Below are 19,904 nucleotides of genomic sequence, written 5' to 3'. Positions count from 1 at the left end.
TGTGACCTCGACAGGATTCAAACCTGTAACCTTCTGAGCCGTAATCAGATGCGCTATTCAGTTGCGCCACGAGGCCTTTTTTGCTTTTGCAAATACTCATGAGTATTATGCTGTTTGCGGGTGCAAATATAGAAACAAATGTGTAACTTGCAAAGTAAATTTTTTAAAAAAATCAATAAAAATGAATTTAGAACAGTATTTCCGTGATATTCAAGACTTTCCGAAAGAAGGAATTTTATTCAAAGACATCACTCCACTCTTGTTAAACCCAAAAGCGAGGGAAAAAATGCTTGAAATTTTAGTTTCTAACTTGAATGGAATTACAATTGATAAGGTGGTTGGGGTAGAATCGAGAGGTTTCTTTTTTGGTATTTTATTGGCAGAAAAACTAAACGCAGGATTTGTACCGGTTAGAAAAGCGAATAAATTGCCTTATGAGACCATTTCGGCAAGCTATGAACTGGAATACGGTCAGGATGTTCTTGAAATGCATATTGATGCTATTCAAAAAGGGGATAAGGTGTTAATTCACGATGATGTATTAGCGACAGGTGGTACCGCCAAGGCAGTTTGTGAATTGGTTGAGAAATTGGGTGGTGAGATTGTACAGTGTAATTTTTTAATGGAACTCTCTTTTTTATCGGGTAGAGAAAAGATAAAAAAGAACGAAATCTTTGCGGCAATTACTTACTAGACAGAGCGCGAGTAGTTACATAATAACGCCATGCTAAAATGGCCATTTGCCATTTTTTTGCTTTTGCAGGATCTAGTTGCTTTTTCGTAAAACTTGGAAGTACGACCTTGTTGATTTTAGCTAAGACTTTATACATACTTTTTTTTAAGCAAATATATAAAAAAGAAAAGACTGCCAAATGGCAGTCTTTTTTATTGCTTTAGGCTTTACGTGCTTTTTGCTGTTCGGCTTTTGCTTTTTGCATTTCTTCTCTTGCTTTGATCATTTCGTCTCGAGCTTTCAGCATTTCTTCACGGGCTTTTTGCATTTCTTCACGTGCTTTTTGCATTTCCTCTTCTTGATCAGAATTCCATTCGAAATTAGATCTGTCTTCTCTCATTTTCTCTAATTGTGGACGCATTTTATCCATGTGCTCTTTCATTTTTTTCATATGGATTCTTGAATTTTCCATGGCATCCGATTTGATTCTTTCAATATCCTCTCTGCTCATTTTGAAAATTTCATCATCATTGAATTTGAATTCGAACGGACCGTTATCGCCGCCCTTGAACTCAAATTTCCCTTCAAAGTCTTTGTCCATTTTTTCTAAATCCGCTAATGGAATATCCATTTTTTTTCCGTTGATATAGACTTCCGGTTGTGCATCTTTTCCATTTTTTTTAATCACGATGTTTTTTCTGATCATTTTTGGAGTTCTTGGTACTGCTGGAGCTTCTATTTCATCAGCGAATTCTGGTAGTTCTGGAGTTTCGATATCAACAATCATATCTTCCATGTCGGGAATTTCAATATCGTCGATATCTGCAATTACTGGATTGTTGTTTTTTCTAAAATTTTTGAACACTTGTACTTCATTTGATTTGCCAAATCCAATGGTATTTCTGTTTTTATGAAAATAGATCGGTTTTATTGGTTCGTCACTATCAAATTGAGCCATTCCTTTTTGACCGTTTTCGTCTTTGTATTCAATTTTGATTCCGGTGATTTCACCTTTTTTATTTCTTTTGACTTTTGAATATTTTAAAGTTACCCCAAATTTTTCCTTTGCTATTTTGGCATCTTTTTTCATTTCATCATCACTTGAATTTTTATCGGTTTTAATATAAACACCGCCTTCTTGTGATTTTTGAACAATTTCTCTTTCCTGGGCAATGACTTTTATCTGAAATAATAAGATAAAGGCTACTAATGCTGGTAAAATTAAAGCGTACTTCCAGGAATTTCTTTTGTGTGATTGATTTTTGTTTAACATAACGATTCGTTTTTTAATTAATGATTGGTAAAAATGATTAGTAATCGATAAGCAGTTTTGATGAGTAACTACTTTTAAAAGTGCTTTTTGGTATACTTTTTTATCGTCGATTAATTGACTGGCTTTTTGATCGGCGATGTATTCCAGGTTTTGAATCATTGCCTTTTTATAGAGCCACATGAAAGGATTAAACCAAAAGATGATGCAAAAGAATTTGGCAATCATTACATCGATGGAGTGCTTTTCCTGACTGTGTACTTTTTCATGTAATAAGATACTTTGCAATTCGTCTTTTGTGTAAAGATTTGAATTGTAAACAATATAGTTAAAGAATGAAAAGGGTGCAATATTGTCATCTAAGTCTACTAAGCTGAATTGTTCTTTTTTAACAACTTCCTTTTTGTGTAATAGTTTGAATAATGATGCCAAATTGGTCATGATTTTACTAAAATACAAGAAAGCCACTAAGCCATATGCAATTAACCCGAATTGAAACCAATCTATAGTAAAAGCTGTTTCTGTTTGCGGAGTGAGTGTTGCTGTTTGTGAATACGCTATTAAATCTTCCATTGCTACTTTTGGGCGTTCCACAATGATGATTTTTGTGATAAAATACAAAGGCATAACCGCCGATGTTGTTAACCCTGCCAGTAAAAACCATCTGTTTGTTGTGAAGAATGTCTCTTTGCGTAACAAAAAATGATAGGCCAAAAAATATACTGTTATCAGTACACTTGCTTTGAGTAGGTAAATGAAAAAAGCTTCCATTATTTTTTCTGTTCAATGATATCTAAAATCTCACGTAATTCTTCTGCTGATATTTTTTGTTCTTCAGCAAAGAACGAAACTAAATTTTTATACGAACTGTTGAAGTAATTTTCAATAGCCGTTTTCATAAAGCGTTTACGATATTCTTCCATCGTTACAACCGGATAATATTGATGTGTATTACCAAAGGCATTGTGCGCTACGTATCCTTTCTCTTCAAGATTTCTGATTATGGTCGATAGTGTGTTGTAGTGAGGAGTTTCCTCCTTGATTTCTGCCATGACTTCTTTTACGAATGCTTTTTTAAGCTTCCATAAAATGTGCATGATTTCCTCTTCTTTGTTTGTTAACTTTTGCATGATTGTAAATTGTTAAACAAACATACAACTATAAAAATAGTTACACAACTGCTTTTGTAGTTATTTAACTAAATTTTAAGTTTTCTGAATTCGTTTTTAGTGTAAGAGTTTGTTTTTTACTTTGTTTTGTATGTTAAAATAAAAAATTCCCGAGGTGACGGGAACTTAATCGTGAAAAATTCATGAATTGAAATACTATCCATCTCAGTTGATATAAATTAAATAGAATTAGTTTCTACTGCTTTCAATGCACGTTCTTTGGCTATAAGTTTTAAAGTCCATAAACCGAATAGGGTTCCAAGTGCACCAAGAGAACCCATAAAAATCCAATTGTTTTGATAGCTTTTATAATAATCTATGATTTCCAGTCCGACTTTACCACTTAGTATATGTGCCAAACTATAACACATAGTAAAAATAGCCATATAGCGACCTTCGTGTCCTTTCGGTGCGCGGCTCATGGCAAAGGAGTTCGAAAATGGAAAAGCAAACATCTCACCGAAGGTCATGAATAGCATCATCACAATTAAAATGCCGCTCCATTGATTGATAACAAGTAAATAAAGGCTTATAGTCATACAAAAGGCACCTAACGTAACTATTTTTACTTTATTCAATTGTTTGCGTTCAACATAACTTACAATGGGCATTTCTAAAAAGAAAATTAAGAGACCATTCATCATCATCAATAGTCCGGTTTGGAATTCGGTTAGGTTAAATTGCTCTTTATGGTAGAGAGGTAGCGTTGTAAATAATTGAAAGAATAAAATTCCAGTGATTGTACAACAAGCTAAGAAAACCCAAAATGTTTTGTCTTTAAAAACCGAATCTGTAAGGATTTCGCCGGGATGTTCTTTATCCGTATATTTTGAATGTTTTTTTTCTTTTACAAATGACCAAAAAATTAGAACCGCTAGAATGCAAGTTGCTCCATCAACCCAAAACAAGCCTTTATATCCTATGTTCATTATGATTAACCCACCCATGGCCGGACCGGCTGCAAAACCTAGGTTAATAGCTAAACGTACCAAGGTTAACGCACGAGTTCGGTTTTCTTTTTTTGCATAAGCGCCCAATGATACAAACATCGCTGGTCTGAACATGTCTGCAATAACCATAATCAGGAAGATAGAAATACAAAATCCAACATAACTTGTAATATGCTGTAACACAAAGAATGCTATACCGCTAGTGAACAAGCTAAAAATCATTATCTTATAAAAACCAACCTTGTCAGATAATTTGCCACCTAACCAAGATCCCAGCATAGAACCCAGACCAAAAAAGAGCAAAACGGTTCCCACTTTAGTTGCACTGAAATGTAAATCTTCATATAAATATTTTGATAAGAAAGGAAGTACCATCGTTCCAGCACGATTGATAAAAGTCATTAAAGTCAGTATCCAAATTTCTTTTGAAAATCCCTTGAAGTTGTTGATGTAGCGTTGAAAGGCGTTTATAGGCATTGTTTGAAGTATGAGTCTCAAAGTTACTAAAATACTCCTTTGCAGTAAAAATTGTTTAACCTAATTTTGTGAAAAATACAACAATGAAAAAGTTATATGTATTAGTGTTTTTGTTTGCCTTTGGCTTTTCTTTCGCTCAGGAGAAAATGGAAACCGCTTTAGAGTACCAACAACATTTGAATAAAGAATTTGCCGATAGTACGTCAAGTCCATTAATGAAAGAGGATTTGGTGCATTTTAAAACGTTAGATTTTTTTCCAATTTCCGAAAATTATATTGTTAAAGCACAATTTACGCGCATTGAAGGTGAAGTTTTTGAAATGAAAACCTCTACCGATAGAAAGCCAAAATACAGAGTGTATGGTGTTTTGAAGTTTAAAATGAATGAAAAGAATTTACAATTGTATGTTTATCAGAATTTGGACTTGATGAAACGACCTGGCTACGAAGATTATTTATTTCTTCCGTTTAGCGATTTGACAAATGGAAAAGAAAGCTATATCGGCGGGCGTTATTTGGATATACGTATTCCTAAAACTGAAACTGTTCTGATTGATTTCAATAAAGCGTATAATCCGTATTGTGCTTATAATTATAAGTATTCTTGTCCGATTGTTCCAATGGAAAATGATTTGAGCATTGAGATCAAAGCAGGTGTTAAAAAGTTCCATGACTAATGTTGTTCAATCTGCACACACATAAAGCGTCTATTGCTGATAATGTATTGGAAATTGTCAATCAATATCCGTATGATTTTGATGAAACGATTTCTAATTTTTCAATTGGCATTCATCCCTGGTATATTGATGCAGATCAATTGGAAAAGCATTTAAAAATCATTGAGGAGAAATTACAGTTGCCCAATTGTTTGGCTTTGGGTGAATGTGGTTTGGATAAAAGGATTGAAATTTCTTTAGAATATCAATCATTGGTTTTTGAAAAACAATTAGTTCTTGCACAATTCTATAAAAAACCTGTAATTTTGCACTGCGTTTCGGCATATCAGGAAGTTATCGAAATAAAAAAGCGTTTGAAAATTGAACAACCAATGATTATTCATGGTTTTTCTAAAAATTTTCAGGTGGCCAAATCATTATTGGATAACGGATTTTATTTGTCGTTTGGGAAATATTTATTGCGAAATTCAGATTTGGCTTCTGTATTTGAACAAGTGCCAAATGAAAGGTTTTTTATGGAAACCGATATGGTTGAAGAAACCATCGAAGAAGTTTATGCTAAAGCAGCATCAATAAAGAAAATAGACATTGAAAAGCAAGTTGAAAATAATTTTAAACGGGTTTTTCAAAAATAAGGGAATTGAAGTATAAATTAAAGTAAAGAATATAAAAATGGCAGTGTGGCAAGAAAGAGCAGAGTTATTGTTTAAGAAAGAAGGATTAGAAAAATTAAAAAATTCTAATGTGCTAATTGTTGGTATGGGTGGTGTAGGTTCTTTTGCTGCCGAATTTGTGGCACGTGCCGGTGTTGGAAAAATAACCATTGTTGATGGTGACGTGGTAGATATAACAAACATCAATCGTCAATTACCTGCTTTGCATTCTACCGTTGGTTTGCCCAAAGTAGAATTGATGGCAGCTCGTTTGAAGGACATCAATCCTGAATTGGATTTAACGGTTGTTCAGGAATTTCTTTCCCCGGAAAGAGCTTTTGAGTTGGTTACGGATGATTATGATTACGTTATGGATTGTATTGATAGTATTACTCCAAAATTGAATTTAATCATTGCTGCTAAACGCAAAAAAGTGAAAATTATTAGTAATATGGGTGCAGGAGGGAAGTTTGAAGCTGGTAAAGTGTGTGTTAAGGATATTTCTAAAACAGATTATTGTCCGTTAGCGAAACAAGTGCGTAAGCGTTTAAAAACAGAAGGTATTTCAAGTGGAGTCAAAGTGGTTTATTCCCATGAAAGACCTGATTATGATAGTGTGAAAATGACTGACGGTTCTAACTTTAAAAAATCTTTCTACGGAACCAATAGTTGGATGCCGGCTTTGTTTGGTTTGCATGCAGCAGAAAAAGTGGTAAGGGATCTGTTGAAAAAATAAAATTGATATACGAAACATAAAAAAACCGGGATATTCCCGGTTTTTTTATGTTTCATTTTCACTTATTCAGTTTTGTTTTTCCTGTTTTTATCAGCGTTAAGAATGTCTTTTACAATGGCATTGGTGATAGAATCCTGATTGACTGGTTTTGTCTTTTGAACAGTGACTTCTTTTTTAATCGGTCTTACCGGAATGTACAATTCAGTAATCCATTTTGAAGCTGATTTGTCTGTCGTTATGTTTTTAGTAATGACTTCAATTTCTTTGAATTTATCACTCTGTTCTAAACCATTCTTAACCATAAAATCTCGGAGTTGCTTCACTGCTTCTTTTTTATGATTGTAATTTCCTTTTAAAGTAGCTTTTACAGTACTTGAAGGATTAATTTGCCCTGTATAGAATTCACTATCGGCAGAAGTATAAATTTTCTTTTGAGTCGGTATAGCAACCGAAAATTTATACAAGTTATTTACTGTGTCTTTGGCATGATAAATTAAAAATGGATCTCCATTAGTAGGTGTGTTGGTCGCTATGAGTAGTTCTCTAAGTTTAGGAACATACAATTTAATTCTTTGTGGTATTTCTTCTGCTTTGGCTGCAACAACCTTTTGGATGTAGAAAATTGTATCTCTTTTTACATATCCATCTACTTTGATGTCGAATGTATTCACTTCACGGGTCAAAATCGTATTGATTGAGTTTAAGCCTTCGTCAAATTCATCGGCAAAATCATTTTTAACGCCACGTCCTATTATGCTTAGGAATTTGTCTTTGAAAGTAAGGTTTCCTGCTGTAGTCCAGCGCAATACGGTTTTTTTTGCTAGTGTATCTTTAATGGTTAAAGTAAGCTCGTTGACAACATCATTGATGGTTATATTGTGAATAATCGTTTCGTTGTCAAGTGTATCCATCTTATTGATTTTCCAATTTTCATCTTTCCATGGGTTAATTGAATCCCAGTTTTGAGTATCGCTAACATATTTATAGACAACATCTTTTGGAACTTCTATAACTTTTGTTCGTTCGATGGAATAACTGCCGTCTTTAGTAGCTACAAAAACAGAAAGGGTACCTGCGCAAAGTAGCATTAATAAGATCAGATATTTGGCTATCTTCATAGATTCGGGTAATGTGAGTTGCGTAAAATTAGGAAAAAAATGTTAAAAGAATCATTTTTTAATTAATCTTTTAATAGTGTTTTGATTACAAACAGAAGTCCTATAAATACTAAAAATGCTATCAGTATCCAAATGCTTCCTTTGTAATGTTGTTTGTGTAGTTTTTTGTCTTTTCTATAGGAGAAAATCATGATGATTATGAAGCTGATAACAAAAAATAAAGCAAATAATAATTGACCTTGACTGAACATATTTTTTTTTGACAAAAATAGTAATTGTAAATTCAATATGTTATTTTGCGCAGTAATAAATGACGTAAAAAATGCAAAAACAAATTCAATCGGTACACGAATTTCACAGTGCCTTCGGTTTGGGAATAAAAAATGAACCAACGGGCGATTTAGGTGAAAATAAAAATAGACTTCGTTTCAATTTAATGAAGGAAGAAAATGAAGAGTATTTGGAAGCAGTTCAAAATAATGATATTGTAGAAATAGCGGATGCTCTTGGGGATATGCTTTATATTTTATGCGGGACAATTTTGGAACATGGATTGCAGCATAAAATTGAAGAAGTTTTTGATGAAATTCAACGCAGTAACATGAGTAAGTTGGGTGAGGATGGCAAACCGATTTACCGTGAAGACGGGAAAGTATTAAAGGGACCAAACTATTTCAAACCCAATTTTGAAGCTATATTAAAATAAAAAAAGCGGTTGAATTTTCAACCGCTTTTTAATTATACTTTAACTGTCCAACCAAAAGTATCTTCATCAATTTTATGTTGGATGTTGGTCATTTTTTCTTTTAAAAGACCTGCAAATGAATTTTCTAACTTAGGCAATTCATAATAGGTTTCATCGTATTGAAAACCAATAATCGGATTAACAACAGCAGCAGTTCCCGCACCAAAAATTTCTTTAAGGGTTCCGTTTTTAGAAGCTTCCACTAATTCTGAAACCAATACCGAACGAACTTCAACATCGATTCCTTCTCGTTTGGCTAAATCAATCAAACTTTTACGAGTTATACCGTCTAGAATTCTTTCGCTTGTCGGTGCAGTGAATAATGTGTCATTGATTCTAAAAAACACGTTCATTGTACCACACTCTTCTAATTTAGTATGGGTTGCATCATCAGTCCAAATTACCTGTTGGAAACCTGCGTTGTGAGCCAATTGAGTTGGATAGAACTGCCCTGAATAATTTCCGGCAGCTTTGGCAGCTCCGATACCACCGTTGGCAGCACGGCTGTAATAATCAGCTATAAGTACTTTTACTTCGCCAGAGTAGTAAGCTCTTGCGGGAGATAAAATAATACAAAAGCGATATTGTGTAGAAGGTTGTGCAATTACACCACTTCCTATAGCAATCATAAATGGACGGATGTATAACGAATTTCCTTTTCCTTTTTTAACCCAGTCTTTCTCGATTTTCAATAACTCTTTCAAACCATCGATAAAAATGTTCTCAGAAATCTCAGGCATACACAAACGTACAGCTGATTTATTGAAACGTTGATGGTTTTCTTCCGGACGGAATAACCAAACGCCATCATTCTCGTCTTTATACGCTTTCATTCCTTCAAATATAGCTTGCCCATAATGGAAAACTTTTGCTGAAGGATCTAAAGTGAATGGTTCGTATGGTTTAATAACAGGCTTTTCCCAAGCACCATTTCTGAAATCACACACTAGCATGTAGTCAGTAAAAACATTCCCGAAAGTTAAGTTTTCAAAATCTACTTCGTTGATTTTAGAAGAGTTAACTTTAATAATATCAATTTCACTTTGAATATCTAAGCCCATTACCTAAAATTATTTTTTGCTAATTTATGAAAAAACAGCACTTATTGTTAAATAAAGAACAAGAATTGAAATACTTTGAATGATTTTTTTGATAATTTTAAATTTTTCGTAATTAAGTTATCAATATGTTATATTTTTTAGAAAAGTTTTAAAGTATGTATAGCATTTCGCCTATTTCTAATAGATTTGCATTAACAAACAAAAAAGTTATAGAAATGAAAAGAATACATTTAGCCGTAGTAATGTCTTTATTATTGGCCGGATTTGGATCTAATGCCCAAACACCAACTAAAACTAAAAAAGTAGCTAAAACTTCTATTAATTCGAATGATTATGCTGTTTTTGGAGAAAAATTTGTGCCTGCCAATGTGTTGACTGAAAAAGCGATGCTCAAAAAATACAAATCATTAAAAAAAGGAGATACCATAAACATCAAATTCAAATCAGTAATTAAAGAAGTATGTAAAAAGAAAGGTTGCTGGATGAATATGGATTTATCAAATAGCCAAAATTCTTTTGTCCGATTTAAAGATTATGGATTTTTTGTTCCATTGAATGCAGATGGCAGTGAAGCAATTGTTAATGGTAAAGCATTTATCGATGTGGTTTCGGTTGAAGAATTGCGTCACTATGCTAAAGATGCAAAAAAATCACAAGAAGAAATCAATAAAATTACAAAGCCAAAAGTGACTTATGCATTTCAGGCTACTGGTGTTTTAATTAAGAAATCCTAATGCGAATCACTCTATTGTTTTTATCCATTGTTGTATTTTCTTCATGTGAAAAGAAGAAGGAACAATGCGAATTGCCCAAAGAGGAAAAGAAATTTGAAATGTATGAGATGTCCGAAATGGCAATGCTCATGGAACAAATGTACGTTGATAACGAGCGTTTGAAACAACGAATTGTGAACGGTGATACAATTGGCGCATTTCCTCAACATTTTCATAAAATTCATGAGGCTGTCATGACAGACAAACAGGAAAATGATGCTTTTTTTAAAGAGCATGCTAATGCTTTCATTGTGTCTCAGGAACTAATATATGAAGATCCAAAAAATGCAAAAAAGCACTTTAACAATAGTATTACCGAATGTGTAAAGTGCCACGAAGTTAAATGTGGTGGACCAATAGTGCGCATTAAAAAACTTTATATTAAGTAGAATTGGAGCGAAAAATTATAACCACACTCGACGGTTCCACTACAATACAGTTAGTAGATTGGGGTGAATGTTATCATTCTGTAAATGGTGCTGTTCAGGAGGCATTGCACGTATTTATAAAAAATGGTTTACTACAACAATCCAAAAGAAATGTGGCTATCTTAGAAATTGGTTTTGGAACCGGATTGAATGCTTTCGTTACTTATCTTGAAGGTGATAAAAATGGATTTGAAATCGATTATGTTGGAGTGGAAGCTTATCCCGTTAAGGAAGAGGAAGCTTTTGCAATGAATTACGCCGATACACTCGGTAAGTTGGAACAGGAGGATGTATTTAAAAGAATGCATCAGTGCTCTTGGGAAATACAACATAAAATTTCAGATGCATTTTTCTTAACCAAAAAGCAACAATTTTTTCAAGACATAAATTATAGTAATCAATTTGATATTATTTACTTTGACGCGTTCGGATATCAATACCAACCTGAACTTTGGAGCACCGAAATTTTCGCCAAAATGTTTGCTGCATTACAAGAAGAAGGTTTATTAGTAACCTATGCTGCCCGAGGTGCTGTAAAACGATCTCTTAAAGAAGTTGGTTTTTCTGTGGTAAAAATGGAAGGGCCTCCTGGTAAACGAGAGATGATGGTTGGCTTTAAGAAAGTGAATAATTTTTAGAAAACTATAACATTTAAGTTCCATATTTTTAGTATATTTGAGTGTATAATACCACTAATTTGAAATTATGTCAAGACAAATGGTCAACTATGCAAAATCGATTCTGGAAAGAGTTAGTTTTGATCCAGCTTTGTTCGGGAAAGAACTTGTTAAAGCAGTAAAACAATTATTACCGTACGAAGTTGAAGAATTAAAAATTTGGTTTTTTGATTTTACAAAAGAAAAACCAGAACTTAGAAAATGTGAAATATACCTTAATGTATAATTTAAAAAGGAGCTTTTATAGCTCCTTTTTTAGTTATGTATTTTGATGATTATGTAAGTTTTTTTATAAGATAAAATACAATTGATGCATTTCATCGATTTTATTTGTATTTTATCGATATTTTTATCTACTTTTACAACGAGTTCTTCATCAAGTGTTTCATTATTAAAGTTGTAGTTATTATGCCTCGAATGATTTACGATTACACCAAAAACGTACTTGAAAAAGTTAGCTTTGATCTTAAACTGTTTACTAAAGAGTTAAAGAAAGCTGTTAGAAATTTGCTTCCTTATGAACTAGAACATCTAAAAAATTGGCTGTTGTATTTCACAAGCGAAAGACCAGAATTGAGACAATGCATTCACATTGTTGAAGTCTAACCCAGATACCACGAACTTAACTTAAAAAGGAGCTTAAAAGCTCCTTTTTTATTTCTTCTGTAACGGACTGATGATTTCCACATTTTGAAACGCAATAGCGCCTCGTAAAACTCCTGATATCGTATTTTTTAACGCATCTATGATATGAATTTTCAATTCGTTTTTAGGAAAGAGTAAACTGATTTCTCTAGCCGGTTTAGGTTCGATGAAATGTTTTAATTTCAGTTTGTCTTCTTCTTTTAAATCCAATGTATGCAAGTAGGGCAATAAAGTGATACCTAATCCTTCATCAGCTAGTTTGATTAGTGTTTCGAAACTTCCACTTTCAATTTGGAACTTATTCTCGCCACCATTTGAATTGTTTTTGCACAAATTCAAAATACCATCTCTAAAACAATGTCCGTCCTGTAATAGTAGAATTTCATCTACATTAAGATCGGCAACCTCTAATTCTTCTTTATTGAATTTTGGATGTTGCTGCGGTACATACACCATGAACGGTTCGTAGTACAAAACCACTTCTTTTATTTTTTCTTCTTCCAATGGAGTGGCTGCAATTGCGGCATCCAAATGTCCGTTTTTTAATTTAGTAACTATCTCAGAAGTGTTTAACTCTTCAATGATCAATTTTACTTTCGGATACTTTTTAATGAAGTTATTTAAAAACATAGGTAGTAGTGTAGGCATTACCGTTGGAATTATTCCCAAGCGAAATTCTCCACCAATAAATCCTTTTTGTTGATCAACGATGTCCTTAATTCTGTCGGCTTCATTGACGATGTTTTTGGCTTGAGCTACAATTTTTTGACCAACTTCAGTCAATTGAATTGGCTTTTTACTTCTGTCAAAAATGATAATATCTAGTTCTTCTTCCACTTTTTGAATTTGCATGCTCAAAGTAGGTTGTGTAACGAAACATTTTTCTGCAGCCAGTGTGAAATTTTTGTGTTCGGCTACCGCCAAAACATATTGTAATTGAGTAATAGTCATTTATAGTAAAATTTGATGCAAATATAATTAACTATAATTTTAATTGATAATTAATTTATTTTAAATTTTATTAAAAGAAGTTGGTTCTAGCTTTTATCTAAATTTTCATTAAAGGCAGAAGGCAACAATTGCGGAATAAATTTGATCAAAATGGGTAATAATAAACTTCCGCCAGGAACAAGAAATATAGTCAATGAGGGTATGCTTTTACAAATGTCAAGTAGTTGATTACGTATCTTCTTTTTCTCTTCAAGCGTTAATTTTTCCGAAGCGGATTTACGCAATAGAGTGACCAACTCTTTGCTTTGCGAGATTTCTAATAGTAATCTTGATTTATTTCTTTGAACCAATGTTTGTACATTCGAAGTGGTTTGGTCATAGAAATGTTTTACAGGGTTCGAATAGTTGAAATAATGTATTGACGCTTTATTTTCGGTTAAAAAGGCATTCATGTCATTAATGCTATTCTTCGCAAAATCATCCGATACTTTGAGTTGTTTTGCCAATTCAAATAAAAAATCACGCTCCGACTTTTCAATTACTCCATCATTCCAAAGTGCCATATTAGCAATATCAATCAAATAATAACGCTCATAATCGTCTTCTAAATAGGAGAAATCAATGTTCTCAAGCGATGTCTCTTTGGCTGATTTTTCAAACTTCGAATAGCGAACCGATGATTCGAATAGTTTTTGTAACAAATCATCGTATTTTGATTTGGTCTCCTTAGTGTTTAGTGCTATGGATACCACACTCACAATAATCTCTTCGATTTTTTTTAAATACTTTTTGGGTAAACTATCCTCTTCAATACATCTTTTAAAAGCCAATACATCAATAAATAGCAAGGCATTAGTCAGGATATGAGAAAAATTCTTGCTAATGATATTGTCGTTGGTTTTTATGCGATTGGCAATAATCTTTTCTAATTTATTTTCTGCAGAATCGGTGGGTAAAAAAATATCTAGTACGCCGGAATTTTTAGGATGCAGTTCTTGGTAAAAAGCAACGCACTTTTTAATAAATTCCTCAGAATTATTGTCTTTAGTTACAATTTGATAAACGCCATACAGCGAATTTAAGAGTGCAATTTTAGAAAATTCATCCGTAGTCCAGCCTTTGGTATCGATTGTTTTTGAAGTCACAAAATGTGTCGCATAACCCACCAAAAACCCTGTTTTTCTTGTAGCTACATAGAATTTTTCAAGATCGTATACCTTGAATTGTTCCTGTGCATTTTGCTCAAAGAAAAATTTATTTACCCAGCCATGTGCCGAAGGATTTATCATGCAACAAATTAATGTAAAAAAAGAAACTATAACAAATATATTCTAATGTAACCTAGCTGACATTTTGATACGATAGAACGAAATAAGTTTGTAGTATAAATCTTTAGCTTATGAAAAAGTTTTTGTTACTCTTAGTTGCCTTGTTTATGCTATCGTGTGAAAAAGAAGGCGAATTGACTCGAGAAAACAATAATGTCTCGATTCTTGATGGTGCTGTAGTACAATACACAGGGAGTTTTGAACCCACTTCGGGTGTTAACGCCAGTGGAATGGTGAAAGTGTATTTCGATAATGGCGTGTATAAGGTAGAAATTGAAAATGCAAATGTGTCCTCAGGTCCGGATTTAAAAGTCTATTTGTCAAAATCGGATTCGCCAACACAATATGTCAATCTTGGAAATTTTGCAGGTAATGGAAATAGTGGTTATTTAATTCCTTCTGAAACCAATATAGCAGATTATCCGTATGTGCTTATACATTGTCAGCAATACAATCATTTGTATGCTATTGCTAGACTGACTCCGAATTAACTAACTTAATTAAATAACTATGTTTACCAATTTTAAAATTGCAATTTTTACTTTGATGTTTATTTGTATCCAACAGGTTACAGCCCAAGGATGTAGTGATGCCGGATTTTGTTCGGTTGGAAACCCTTTCAAAGCAGCTTCTTCTGAAAAAAAGAACTGGATTGAAATAGGAGGCGTCTATGGAATTGGAGAAGAAGACGTAACCATTTTTTCTCCCTATGCTAGTTATACCCGTATGTTTACCGATAAATTTGCGGTAAATGCGAAAGTAACCGCTACAGTGGCGAATGGTAGTTTTGGCACAAGAAGTAATTTGGGTGACGTTTTTCTAACCGGTAATTACAAATTCAATCCTGATGCCAATACTGTGAAATGGTCTGGGCTTCTTGGTGTTAAAATTCCTTTAACATCAGGGAATGACAAAATCAATAATGTATCATTACCAATGCCTTACCAATCCAGTTTGGGTACTTTTGATATTATTGGAGGATTTGAGGCAAGTGTACAAAAATGGGATTTTAATATTGCGGCTCAAATTCCTTTAAACGACAATAAAAACTCTTATTTATCCTCTTTAGCTCCCACAGAGAAATTTGAATCTACCAATTTGTTTCATCGTAAATCCGATGTATTATTTCGATCTACTTACACAATTGTAGTACTCGATGAAAAATTGTCTCTAAAACCCAATATGTTGTTTATATACCATTTAGGAACCGATTCGTATGTGAATCAATTTGGAAACCGTGTTGAAATTGCAGATTCTGAAGGGCTAACTATTAATGGAAACTTAATTGCCAATTATAAGATTGGTGACAATAGTAGTATTGAAACTTCTATCGCAACTCCTTTTGTTGTGAGAGAGGCTAGACCTGATGGTTTAACAAGAGCTTTTACAATAGGATTATCCTTTAAACAGAGTTTTTAATTTTATGGGAAAGTTGAATTTTTTGCTACTATTTGTATCGACAATCACTTTTGGACAAAAAGTGATAAGTGAAGTTGCCTTCAAAGAAAAGAAGCAACCATTGGATATTATTTATCTGCCCAATCAAGACAAGATAGTAATGACTTTGGGTGAAAAGACATCGAAAGTATATGGAAATATTATTACCGATGTATGGTCGTTTGATAAAGAAGGTTTTACACAAAAATTAGTGGCCAATGAAAGATTAGCGAATTGTGTGTTTTCACCCATCGAAACCGCTTTTTTGATTGGTAAATTGCCGGAAAAGAACGAATTTCCAACAGAATATAAATTAATTCTTGATGGAGTGCCAAGTAAGTATTTTGCAATCAATGAACGTTTTAGATACTTTAATGATATTTACGGATTGGATTTTGTAAACCAAAAAGAAAACACAAAAATTGATTTAAAAAATGATGATGTTTTTCTAAAAGTTATCGATTTATTCGAAAGCAAAGTGAGTAAGAACAAGTTGGAAAAACCGGATTTAACGAAGTTAGAGAATAAGACAACAGCAGTTTTTACGGAAGGATTTGATTTTGATGTTCGCATTAATGAAAGTACAATCAGTTTTATAACGAAGTCAATCAATAGTAACTATAAATCGGCCTCAGTCTATAGAACAATTTATGATGTATCCGGAAGTAGGATAGGAGATTTCTCCTATTTAGTGAGTGCGCCAAAATATTTCTTATTGTTGTCAAATAATGGGGGTGGTGTTGTCGATGCCTCCAATGCCAATAAAAGAATAAGCGAATTGGCAGTCAATAATTACTTGGTGGATAAAAATACTGGTAACGTATATGTCTATGGATTATTTGGAAGCGAAGAAAAGGAAATAACCAATACTTCGAATATTCCGATGGGTTTTTATGTTTTTAAGTTTGATCCGAACGGGAAGTTACTTTGGGAATCGCAGCAAGAGGTGAAAGATGTTTCAGGTTTTAATCAAAAGCAGGATGTTTCAAAAATTAATTTTTCAATACGATTAAGAGAAAATGAAGTTTTCTGTAGTATTTTTTCAAAAGAGCGCAATTACCTGGATGTTGTAACCATGAATGATAGTTATGGTGTGAAGAAATCAGAAGCCTTATTAAAATTTACAAAGTCTCAGGATACTGCTTCAAAAGAGGTGGTAAAAGGAGATTTGCGAGATGCGAACTATACCAACTTTAAGTTTGACAAGGATGCATTGTATCTGCTAAACAGTTCACCTGATTTCCAGCAGTATTTGCAAAAAACAAATAAGAATTTAACGCTCAATTATAAAACATACCTTTCCAAAAAAGGATATTGGGTCATTGAATCAGATAATAAAACATTCAGTAAAGTGCTTTTTTTTAATTAAAGTTTTTTAGTTTTTAAAGTTCCTTTTCTAAAGGAACTTTTTTTTACTCATAAACATTTGTTAAGCTTTTTTTGCGATGTCATCTAGCTTACAAATTTGATTTTGATAGCAGTATACATTTGTTGTACTAATTTTAAATTATAGAAAAATGTTAGTTAAGTTTTTAAAAATCAGTTGTTTTGTTTTGCTATTGGGATTGATTTCTCCATTGCAAGCACAAAAAGTAGCGAAACACAAATATTATTCACACACAGACCAAAAAAAACTACAGGTATCAGATGCGGAATGGAAGGCTATTTTATCGGATGATTTGTACTTAGTCTCTAGAAAAGCGAATACCGAAGTTGCTTTTACGGGTAAGTATTGGAATTATACAGGTAAGGGAACTTACTACTGTGCTGCATGCGGAAATACGCTATTTCGTTCGGATGCAAAGTTTGCAAGTTCTTGTGGATGGCCAAGTTTCTTTGAACAGGAAAATAAAAAAAGTATCGTGTTTAAAGAAGATACATCCTATGGTATGAATAGAATTGAAGCATTATGCGGACGTTGTGATGGGCATTTGGGGCATTTGTTTGACGATGGGCCAGAACCGACAGGGAAGCGGTATTGTATGAATTCGATTTCCTTGGATTTTGAACCGGATAGCAAATCAAAATAGCCTAAAGATGAAAAAGTTACTGTATGTGTTACTATGGTTTCCTGTGGTGCTTTTTGCACAACAATCGAAACCGAAAACGGAAACGATTACTTTGGGAGGAGGTTGTTTTTGGTGTATCGAAGCGGTTTTTGATGGGCTTGATGGCGTACTTTCTGCTGAGTCGGGTTATTCAGGAAGAAGTAGTCTAAACCCAACGTATGAAGAGGTTTCTACCGGAGCTACTGGTTTTGCCGAAGTGGTTCAGATAAAGTACAATCCTAATAAAACGAATCTGGACGAAATTTTTAAAGTTTTTTTTACGGTTCACGATCCGACACAATTGAATGGTCAAGGCGCAGACAAAGGTTCACAATACCGATCGGTCATTTTTTATGCTAACGAAAGTCAAAAAAGAAGTGCGACAGACCTTATCAACAAATTAAATAGTTCGGGTGCTTACGACTCTAAAATTGTAACCACACTTGAATCGTATAAAGGATTTACCAAAGCAGAAAGTTACCATCAAAATTACTATGAAAAGAACAAGTCCAAAAGTTATTGCCAATATGTGATTCAACCCAAATTGGAAAAATTTGAGAAAGTATTTAAGGATCGATTAAAAAAGAAAAAGTAGGTTAATATAAATTAGTTCAGTTGGAAAACCAATCTCTGTCATGGAGATTGGTTTTTTTGATTTTTTTAGAGAATAGGAATGCAAAAATCCACACTCATTTTACCTTCCGGATGTTCCTTGTAATTGGTATGATAAATTTCATAAGGATAGGATTTTCTAAATTGATACCCTTTTTCATTCATCCATAAAAATAAACCATTCCATGCTTGTTCAAATTCAGCAAGGGTAATACAATAACTACCTACTATATATTTTCCAGCTGCTAAGGTTTCGGGAAAAATAGCATCTTCTCGTTGAATAGGTTGGTCAACCAACATGCAAGCATTGATTCTGATTTTATCAAGTGGCGTTACTTTGGCACTGTCATGATAAACAGAAATCATTTTGACATTTTCGCTAGGGAATAGATTTTTTGAAATCCCCCAATTGATTACCTTTTCATAGGCTTTTTCTACATTATGCACGCCTATGCTCAATGCTGAAGCAAGATGCATTTCGGGCATTTGTTTCACTACAATTTTTGTGTTTTCCATCATTTTTTGTATTTGTTCAATAGTGTAAATGTAGTGTTCAAAAATGACGGTATTTTGTTCAATATTGCCATTCATTTGTGCAATCTTGCTAAAATGCTCCGGAGCTAATTTTCTGAATTGTGTAGGGGGAATGCCATATTGTTTTTTAAATACTTTTGTGAAAGTAGAATGACTGTTAAAGCCAATTTCCGAATAGATTTCAGTTAGGGATTTGGTTTTGTTTTTGGACAATTGTAATGCTGCTTTTTCGACTTTTTTTCTGACAATATACTCCTGAATGGTTTCGCCGATAATGGCTTTAAATATCCTATGAAAATGATAAGGGGAATAGAGTCCTACTTTTGCAATGGTCTCCAATCTAAGGTCTTCTTGAAGATTGTTTTCAATGTAGTCTAAGACTCTTCGAATCCGTTTACTATGTTCTAAATTTTCCAAACTATTTTTTTGTCTAAAATAAGTAACCTACTAAATATAGTTTTGTTTGGTATTGCTTATTTTTAATTATAGAAAGATAATTCATTGTGTTCGATTTATTGCAGTTTTTTGCTTCGTTAGTGTATAAATGACGCGCACAATCTACCTCAAATCAACCGCAGTTCCGAATCGCTTACTAATCTCACTTTATTACAGTTGCAGTTTTGACAAGGAATACTATGAGTTTTGTTTTAAAAGGCTCAAATTATAAGCTTAGAGGCTAAAATTATAAGCTCAGAGGTTAAAATTATAGGCAAAAAGGTTAAAATTATAAGCTCGGAGGTTAAAATTAGAAGCAAAAAGGCTCAAATTATAAGCTCAGAGGTTAAAATTAGAAGCAAAAAGGTTAAAATTATAAGCTCAGAGGCTCAAATTATAAGCTCAGAGGCTCAAATTATAAGCAAAAAGGTTAAAATTATAGCCTCAAAGGTTAAAATTATAAGCAAAAAGGTTAAAATTATAACCTCAAAGACTCCAATTACAACT

General features: G+C 33.1%; 23 protein-coding genes and 1 tRNA gene. 14 read left to right on the top strand and 10 right to left on the bottom strand.

The annotated features are described in order from the left end of the window. Positions 1 to 2: 2 nt before the first annotated feature. Positions 3 to 76 (bottom strand) — tRNA-Arg (locus tag ACFO7M_RS06945). 105 nt (positions 77 to 181) lie between these two features. Here ACFO7M_RS06945 and ACFO7M_RS06940 point away from each other — a divergent pair. Beyond that, entirely contained in the window at positions 182 to 694 is a 513-nt protein-coding gene (locus ACFO7M_RS06940) for an adenine phosphoribosyltransferase (protein ID WP_379713487.1), read from the top strand. Here ACFO7M_RS06940 and ACFO7M_RS06935 read toward each other — a convergent pair. The 4 genes from ACFO7M_RS06935 to ACFO7M_RS06920 all read right to left on the bottom strand — a co-directional run bounded on the left by ACFO7M_RS06935 (position 684) and on the right by ACFO7M_RS06920 (position 4,539). After that, a complete protein-coding gene (locus tag ACFO7M_RS06935) occupies positions 684 to 830 on the bottom strand; it encodes an SsrA-binding protein (protein ID WP_379713484.1) in 147 nt (48 codons plus the stop codon). The genes ACFO7M_RS06940 and ACFO7M_RS06935 overlap by 11 nt on opposite strands. 63 nt (positions 831 to 893) lie before the next feature. Then, positions 894 to 2,714 carry a M56 family metallopeptidase gene (locus ACFO7M_RS06930; protein ID WP_379734792.1) on the bottom strand — a complete coding sequence of 607 codons (1,821 nt, stop codon included), beginning with the start codon at positions 2,712 to 2,714 and terminating at the stop codon, positions 894 to 896. Beyond that, positions 2,714 to 3,073, bottom strand: coding sequence for a BlaI/MecI/CopY family transcriptional regulator (locus ACFO7M_RS06925; RefSeq protein WP_379713479.1), 360 nt, complete (start codon positions 3,071 to 3,073; stop codon positions 2,714 to 2,716). Before ACFO7M_RS06925 ends, ACFO7M_RS06930 begins: the two co-directional genes overlap by 1 nt. A gap of 218 nt (positions 3,074 to 3,291) precedes the next feature. After that, the gene (locus ACFO7M_RS06920; RefSeq protein ID WP_379734790.1) at positions 3,292 to 4,539 is read right to left on the bottom strand and encodes an MDR family MFS transporter; all 1,248 of its coding nucleotides are present in this window, start codon (positions 4,537 to 4,539) and stop codon (positions 3,292 to 3,294) included. A gap of 83 nt (positions 4,540 to 4,622) precedes the next feature. Between ACFO7M_RS06920 and ACFO7M_RS06915 the strand changes: the two genes are divergently transcribed. Genes ACFO7M_RS06915 through ACFO7M_RS06905 form a run of 3 tightly spaced genes read left to right on the top strand, consistent with a single transcriptional unit; the run spans position 4,623 to position 6,605 of the window. Then, a complete protein-coding gene (locus ACFO7M_RS06915; protein ID WP_379734789.1) occupies positions 4,623 to 5,216 on the top strand; it encodes a DUF1684 domain-containing protein in 594 nt (197 codons plus the stop codon). Continuing rightward, positions 5,216 to 5,851 carry a TatD family hydrolase gene (locus tag ACFO7M_RS06910; RefSeq protein ID WP_379734788.1) on the top strand — a complete coding sequence of 212 codons (636 nt, stop codon included), beginning with the start codon at positions 5,216 to 5,218 and terminating at the stop codon, positions 5,849 to 5,851. The genes ACFO7M_RS06915 and ACFO7M_RS06910 overlap by 1 nt, the downstream gene beginning before the upstream one ends. Before the next feature lie 37 nt (positions 5,852 to 5,888). Next, a complete protein-coding gene (locus ACFO7M_RS06905; RefSeq protein ID WP_379713472.1) occupies positions 5,889 to 6,605 on the top strand; it encodes a tRNA threonylcarbamoyladenosine dehydratase in 717 nt (238 codons plus the stop codon). Between the two features lie 62 nt (positions 6,606 to 6,667). On the opposite strand, the gene ACFO7M_RS06900 is transcribed toward ACFO7M_RS06905, so the two are convergent. Continuing rightward, on the bottom strand, positions 6,668 to 7,723 hold the full coding sequence (locus ACFO7M_RS06900; protein WP_379734787.1) for an AraC family transcriptional regulator: 1,056 nt from the start codon (positions 7,721 to 7,723) through the stop codon (positions 6,668 to 6,670). 322 nt (positions 7,724 to 8,045) lie between these two features. Between ACFO7M_RS06900 and ACFO7M_RS06895 the strand changes: the two genes are divergently transcribed. Further along, on the top strand, positions 8,046 to 8,429 hold the full coding sequence (locus ACFO7M_RS06895) for a hypothetical protein (protein ID WP_379713468.1): 384 nt from the start codon (positions 8,046 to 8,048) through the stop codon (positions 8,427 to 8,429). 32 nt (positions 8,430 to 8,461) lie between these two features. Here the strand turns inward: ACFO7M_RS06895 and ACFO7M_RS06890 are convergent, their stop codons facing one another. Further along, a complete protein-coding gene (locus tag ACFO7M_RS06890) occupies positions 8,462 to 9,529 on the bottom strand; it encodes a branched-chain amino acid aminotransferase (RefSeq protein WP_379734785.1) in 1,068 nt (355 codons plus the stop codon). Between the two features lie 215 nt (positions 9,530 to 9,744). On the opposite strand from ACFO7M_RS06890, the gene ACFO7M_RS06885 reads away from it, so the two are divergent. The 4 genes from ACFO7M_RS06885 to ACFO7M_RS06870 all read left to right on the top strand — a co-directional run bounded on the left by ACFO7M_RS06885 (position 9,745) and on the right by ACFO7M_RS06870 (position 11,633). After that, a complete protein-coding gene (locus ACFO7M_RS06885; RefSeq protein WP_379734784.1) occupies positions 9,745 to 10,263 on the top strand; it encodes a DUF4920 domain-containing protein in 519 nt (172 codons plus the stop codon). Beyond that, entirely contained in the window at positions 10,263 to 10,691 is a 429-nt protein-coding gene (locus ACFO7M_RS06880) for a hypothetical protein (protein ID WP_379734782.1), read from the top strand. The genes ACFO7M_RS06885 and ACFO7M_RS06880 overlap by 1 nt, the downstream gene beginning before the upstream one ends. Positions 10,692 to 10,693: 2 nt before the next feature. Beyond that, positions 10,694 to 11,368 carry a tRNA (5-methylaminomethyl-2-thiouridine)(34)-methyltransferase MnmD gene (gene mnmD, locus ACFO7M_RS06875; RefSeq protein ID WP_379713457.1) on the top strand — a complete coding sequence of 225 codons (675 nt, stop codon included), beginning with the start codon at positions 10,694 to 10,696 and terminating at the stop codon, positions 11,366 to 11,368. 67 nt (positions 11,369 to 11,435) lie between these two features. After that, positions 11,436 to 11,633, top strand: coding sequence for a hypothetical protein (locus tag ACFO7M_RS06870; protein ID WP_379713453.1), 198 nt, complete (start codon positions 11,436 to 11,438; stop codon positions 11,631 to 11,633). 428 nt (positions 11,634 to 12,061) lie between these two features. Here the strand turns inward: ACFO7M_RS06870 and ACFO7M_RS06865 are convergent, their stop codons facing one another. Continuing rightward, positions 12,062 to 13,003 carry a LysR substrate-binding domain-containing protein gene (locus ACFO7M_RS06865; RefSeq protein ID WP_379713450.1) on the bottom strand — a complete coding sequence of 314 codons (942 nt, stop codon included), beginning with the start codon at positions 13,001 to 13,003 and terminating at the stop codon, positions 12,062 to 12,064. A gap of 86 nt (positions 13,004 to 13,089) precedes the next feature. Further along, complete coding sequence (locus tag ACFO7M_RS06860) at positions 13,090 to 14,292, bottom strand: LETM1-related biofilm-associated protein (RefSeq protein ID WP_379734781.1); 1,203 nt, start codon at positions 14,290 to 14,292, stop codon at positions 13,090 to 13,092. Positions 14,293 to 14,402: 110 nt separating this feature from the next. On the opposite strand from ACFO7M_RS06860, the gene ACFO7M_RS06855 reads away from it, so the two are divergent. The 5 genes from ACFO7M_RS06855 (at position 14,403) to msrA (ending at position 18,411) form a co-directional block, all read left to right on the top strand. Beyond that, positions 14,403 to 14,822, top strand: a complete 420-nt coding sequence (locus ACFO7M_RS06855) for a DM13 domain-containing protein (RefSeq protein ID WP_379713444.1) — start codon at positions 14,403 to 14,405, stop codon at positions 14,820 to 14,822. Positions 14,823 to 14,841: 19 nt separating this feature from the next. Then, entirely contained in the window at positions 14,842 to 15,750 is a 909-nt protein-coding gene (locus ACFO7M_RS06850) for a hypothetical protein (protein WP_379734779.1), read from the top strand. A 4-nt stretch (positions 15,751 to 15,754) separates the two neighbouring features. Beyond that, positions 15,755 to 17,137: a hypothetical protein gene (locus ACFO7M_RS06845; protein ID WP_379713439.1), complete on the top strand. Its 1,383-nt coding sequence runs from the start codon at positions 15,755 to 15,757 to the stop codon at positions 17,135 to 17,137. A gap of 148 nt (positions 17,138 to 17,285) precedes the next feature. Beyond that, a complete protein-coding gene (msrB, locus tag ACFO7M_RS06840; protein ID WP_379734777.1) occupies positions 17,286 to 17,798 on the top strand; it encodes a peptide-methionine (R)-S-oxide reductase MsrB in 513 nt (170 codons plus the stop codon). A 7-nt stretch (positions 17,799 to 17,805) separates the two neighbouring features. Continuing rightward, complete coding sequence (gene msrA, locus ACFO7M_RS06835; protein WP_379713433.1) at positions 17,806 to 18,411, top strand: peptide-methionine (S)-S-oxide reductase MsrA; 606 nt, start codon at positions 17,806 to 17,808, stop codon at positions 18,409 to 18,411. A 65-nt stretch (positions 18,412 to 18,476) separates the two neighbouring features. Here msrA and ACFO7M_RS06830 read toward each other — a convergent pair whose 3' ends face one another. Further along, entirely contained in the window at positions 18,477 to 19,379 is a 903-nt protein-coding gene (locus tag ACFO7M_RS06830) for an AraC family transcriptional regulator (protein ID WP_379713431.1), read from the bottom strand. Positions 19,380 to 19,904: the final 525 nt, after the last annotated feature.

Source organism: Flavobacterium sp. GCM10023249 (genome assembly GCF_042653365.1).
Lineage (GTDB): Bacteria > Bacteroidota > Bacteroidia > Flavobacteriales > Flavobacteriaceae > Flavobacterium.
The sequence above is the reverse complement of the archived record's forward strand: the minus strand, read 5'-3'. Positions and strand labels throughout refer to the sequence as shown.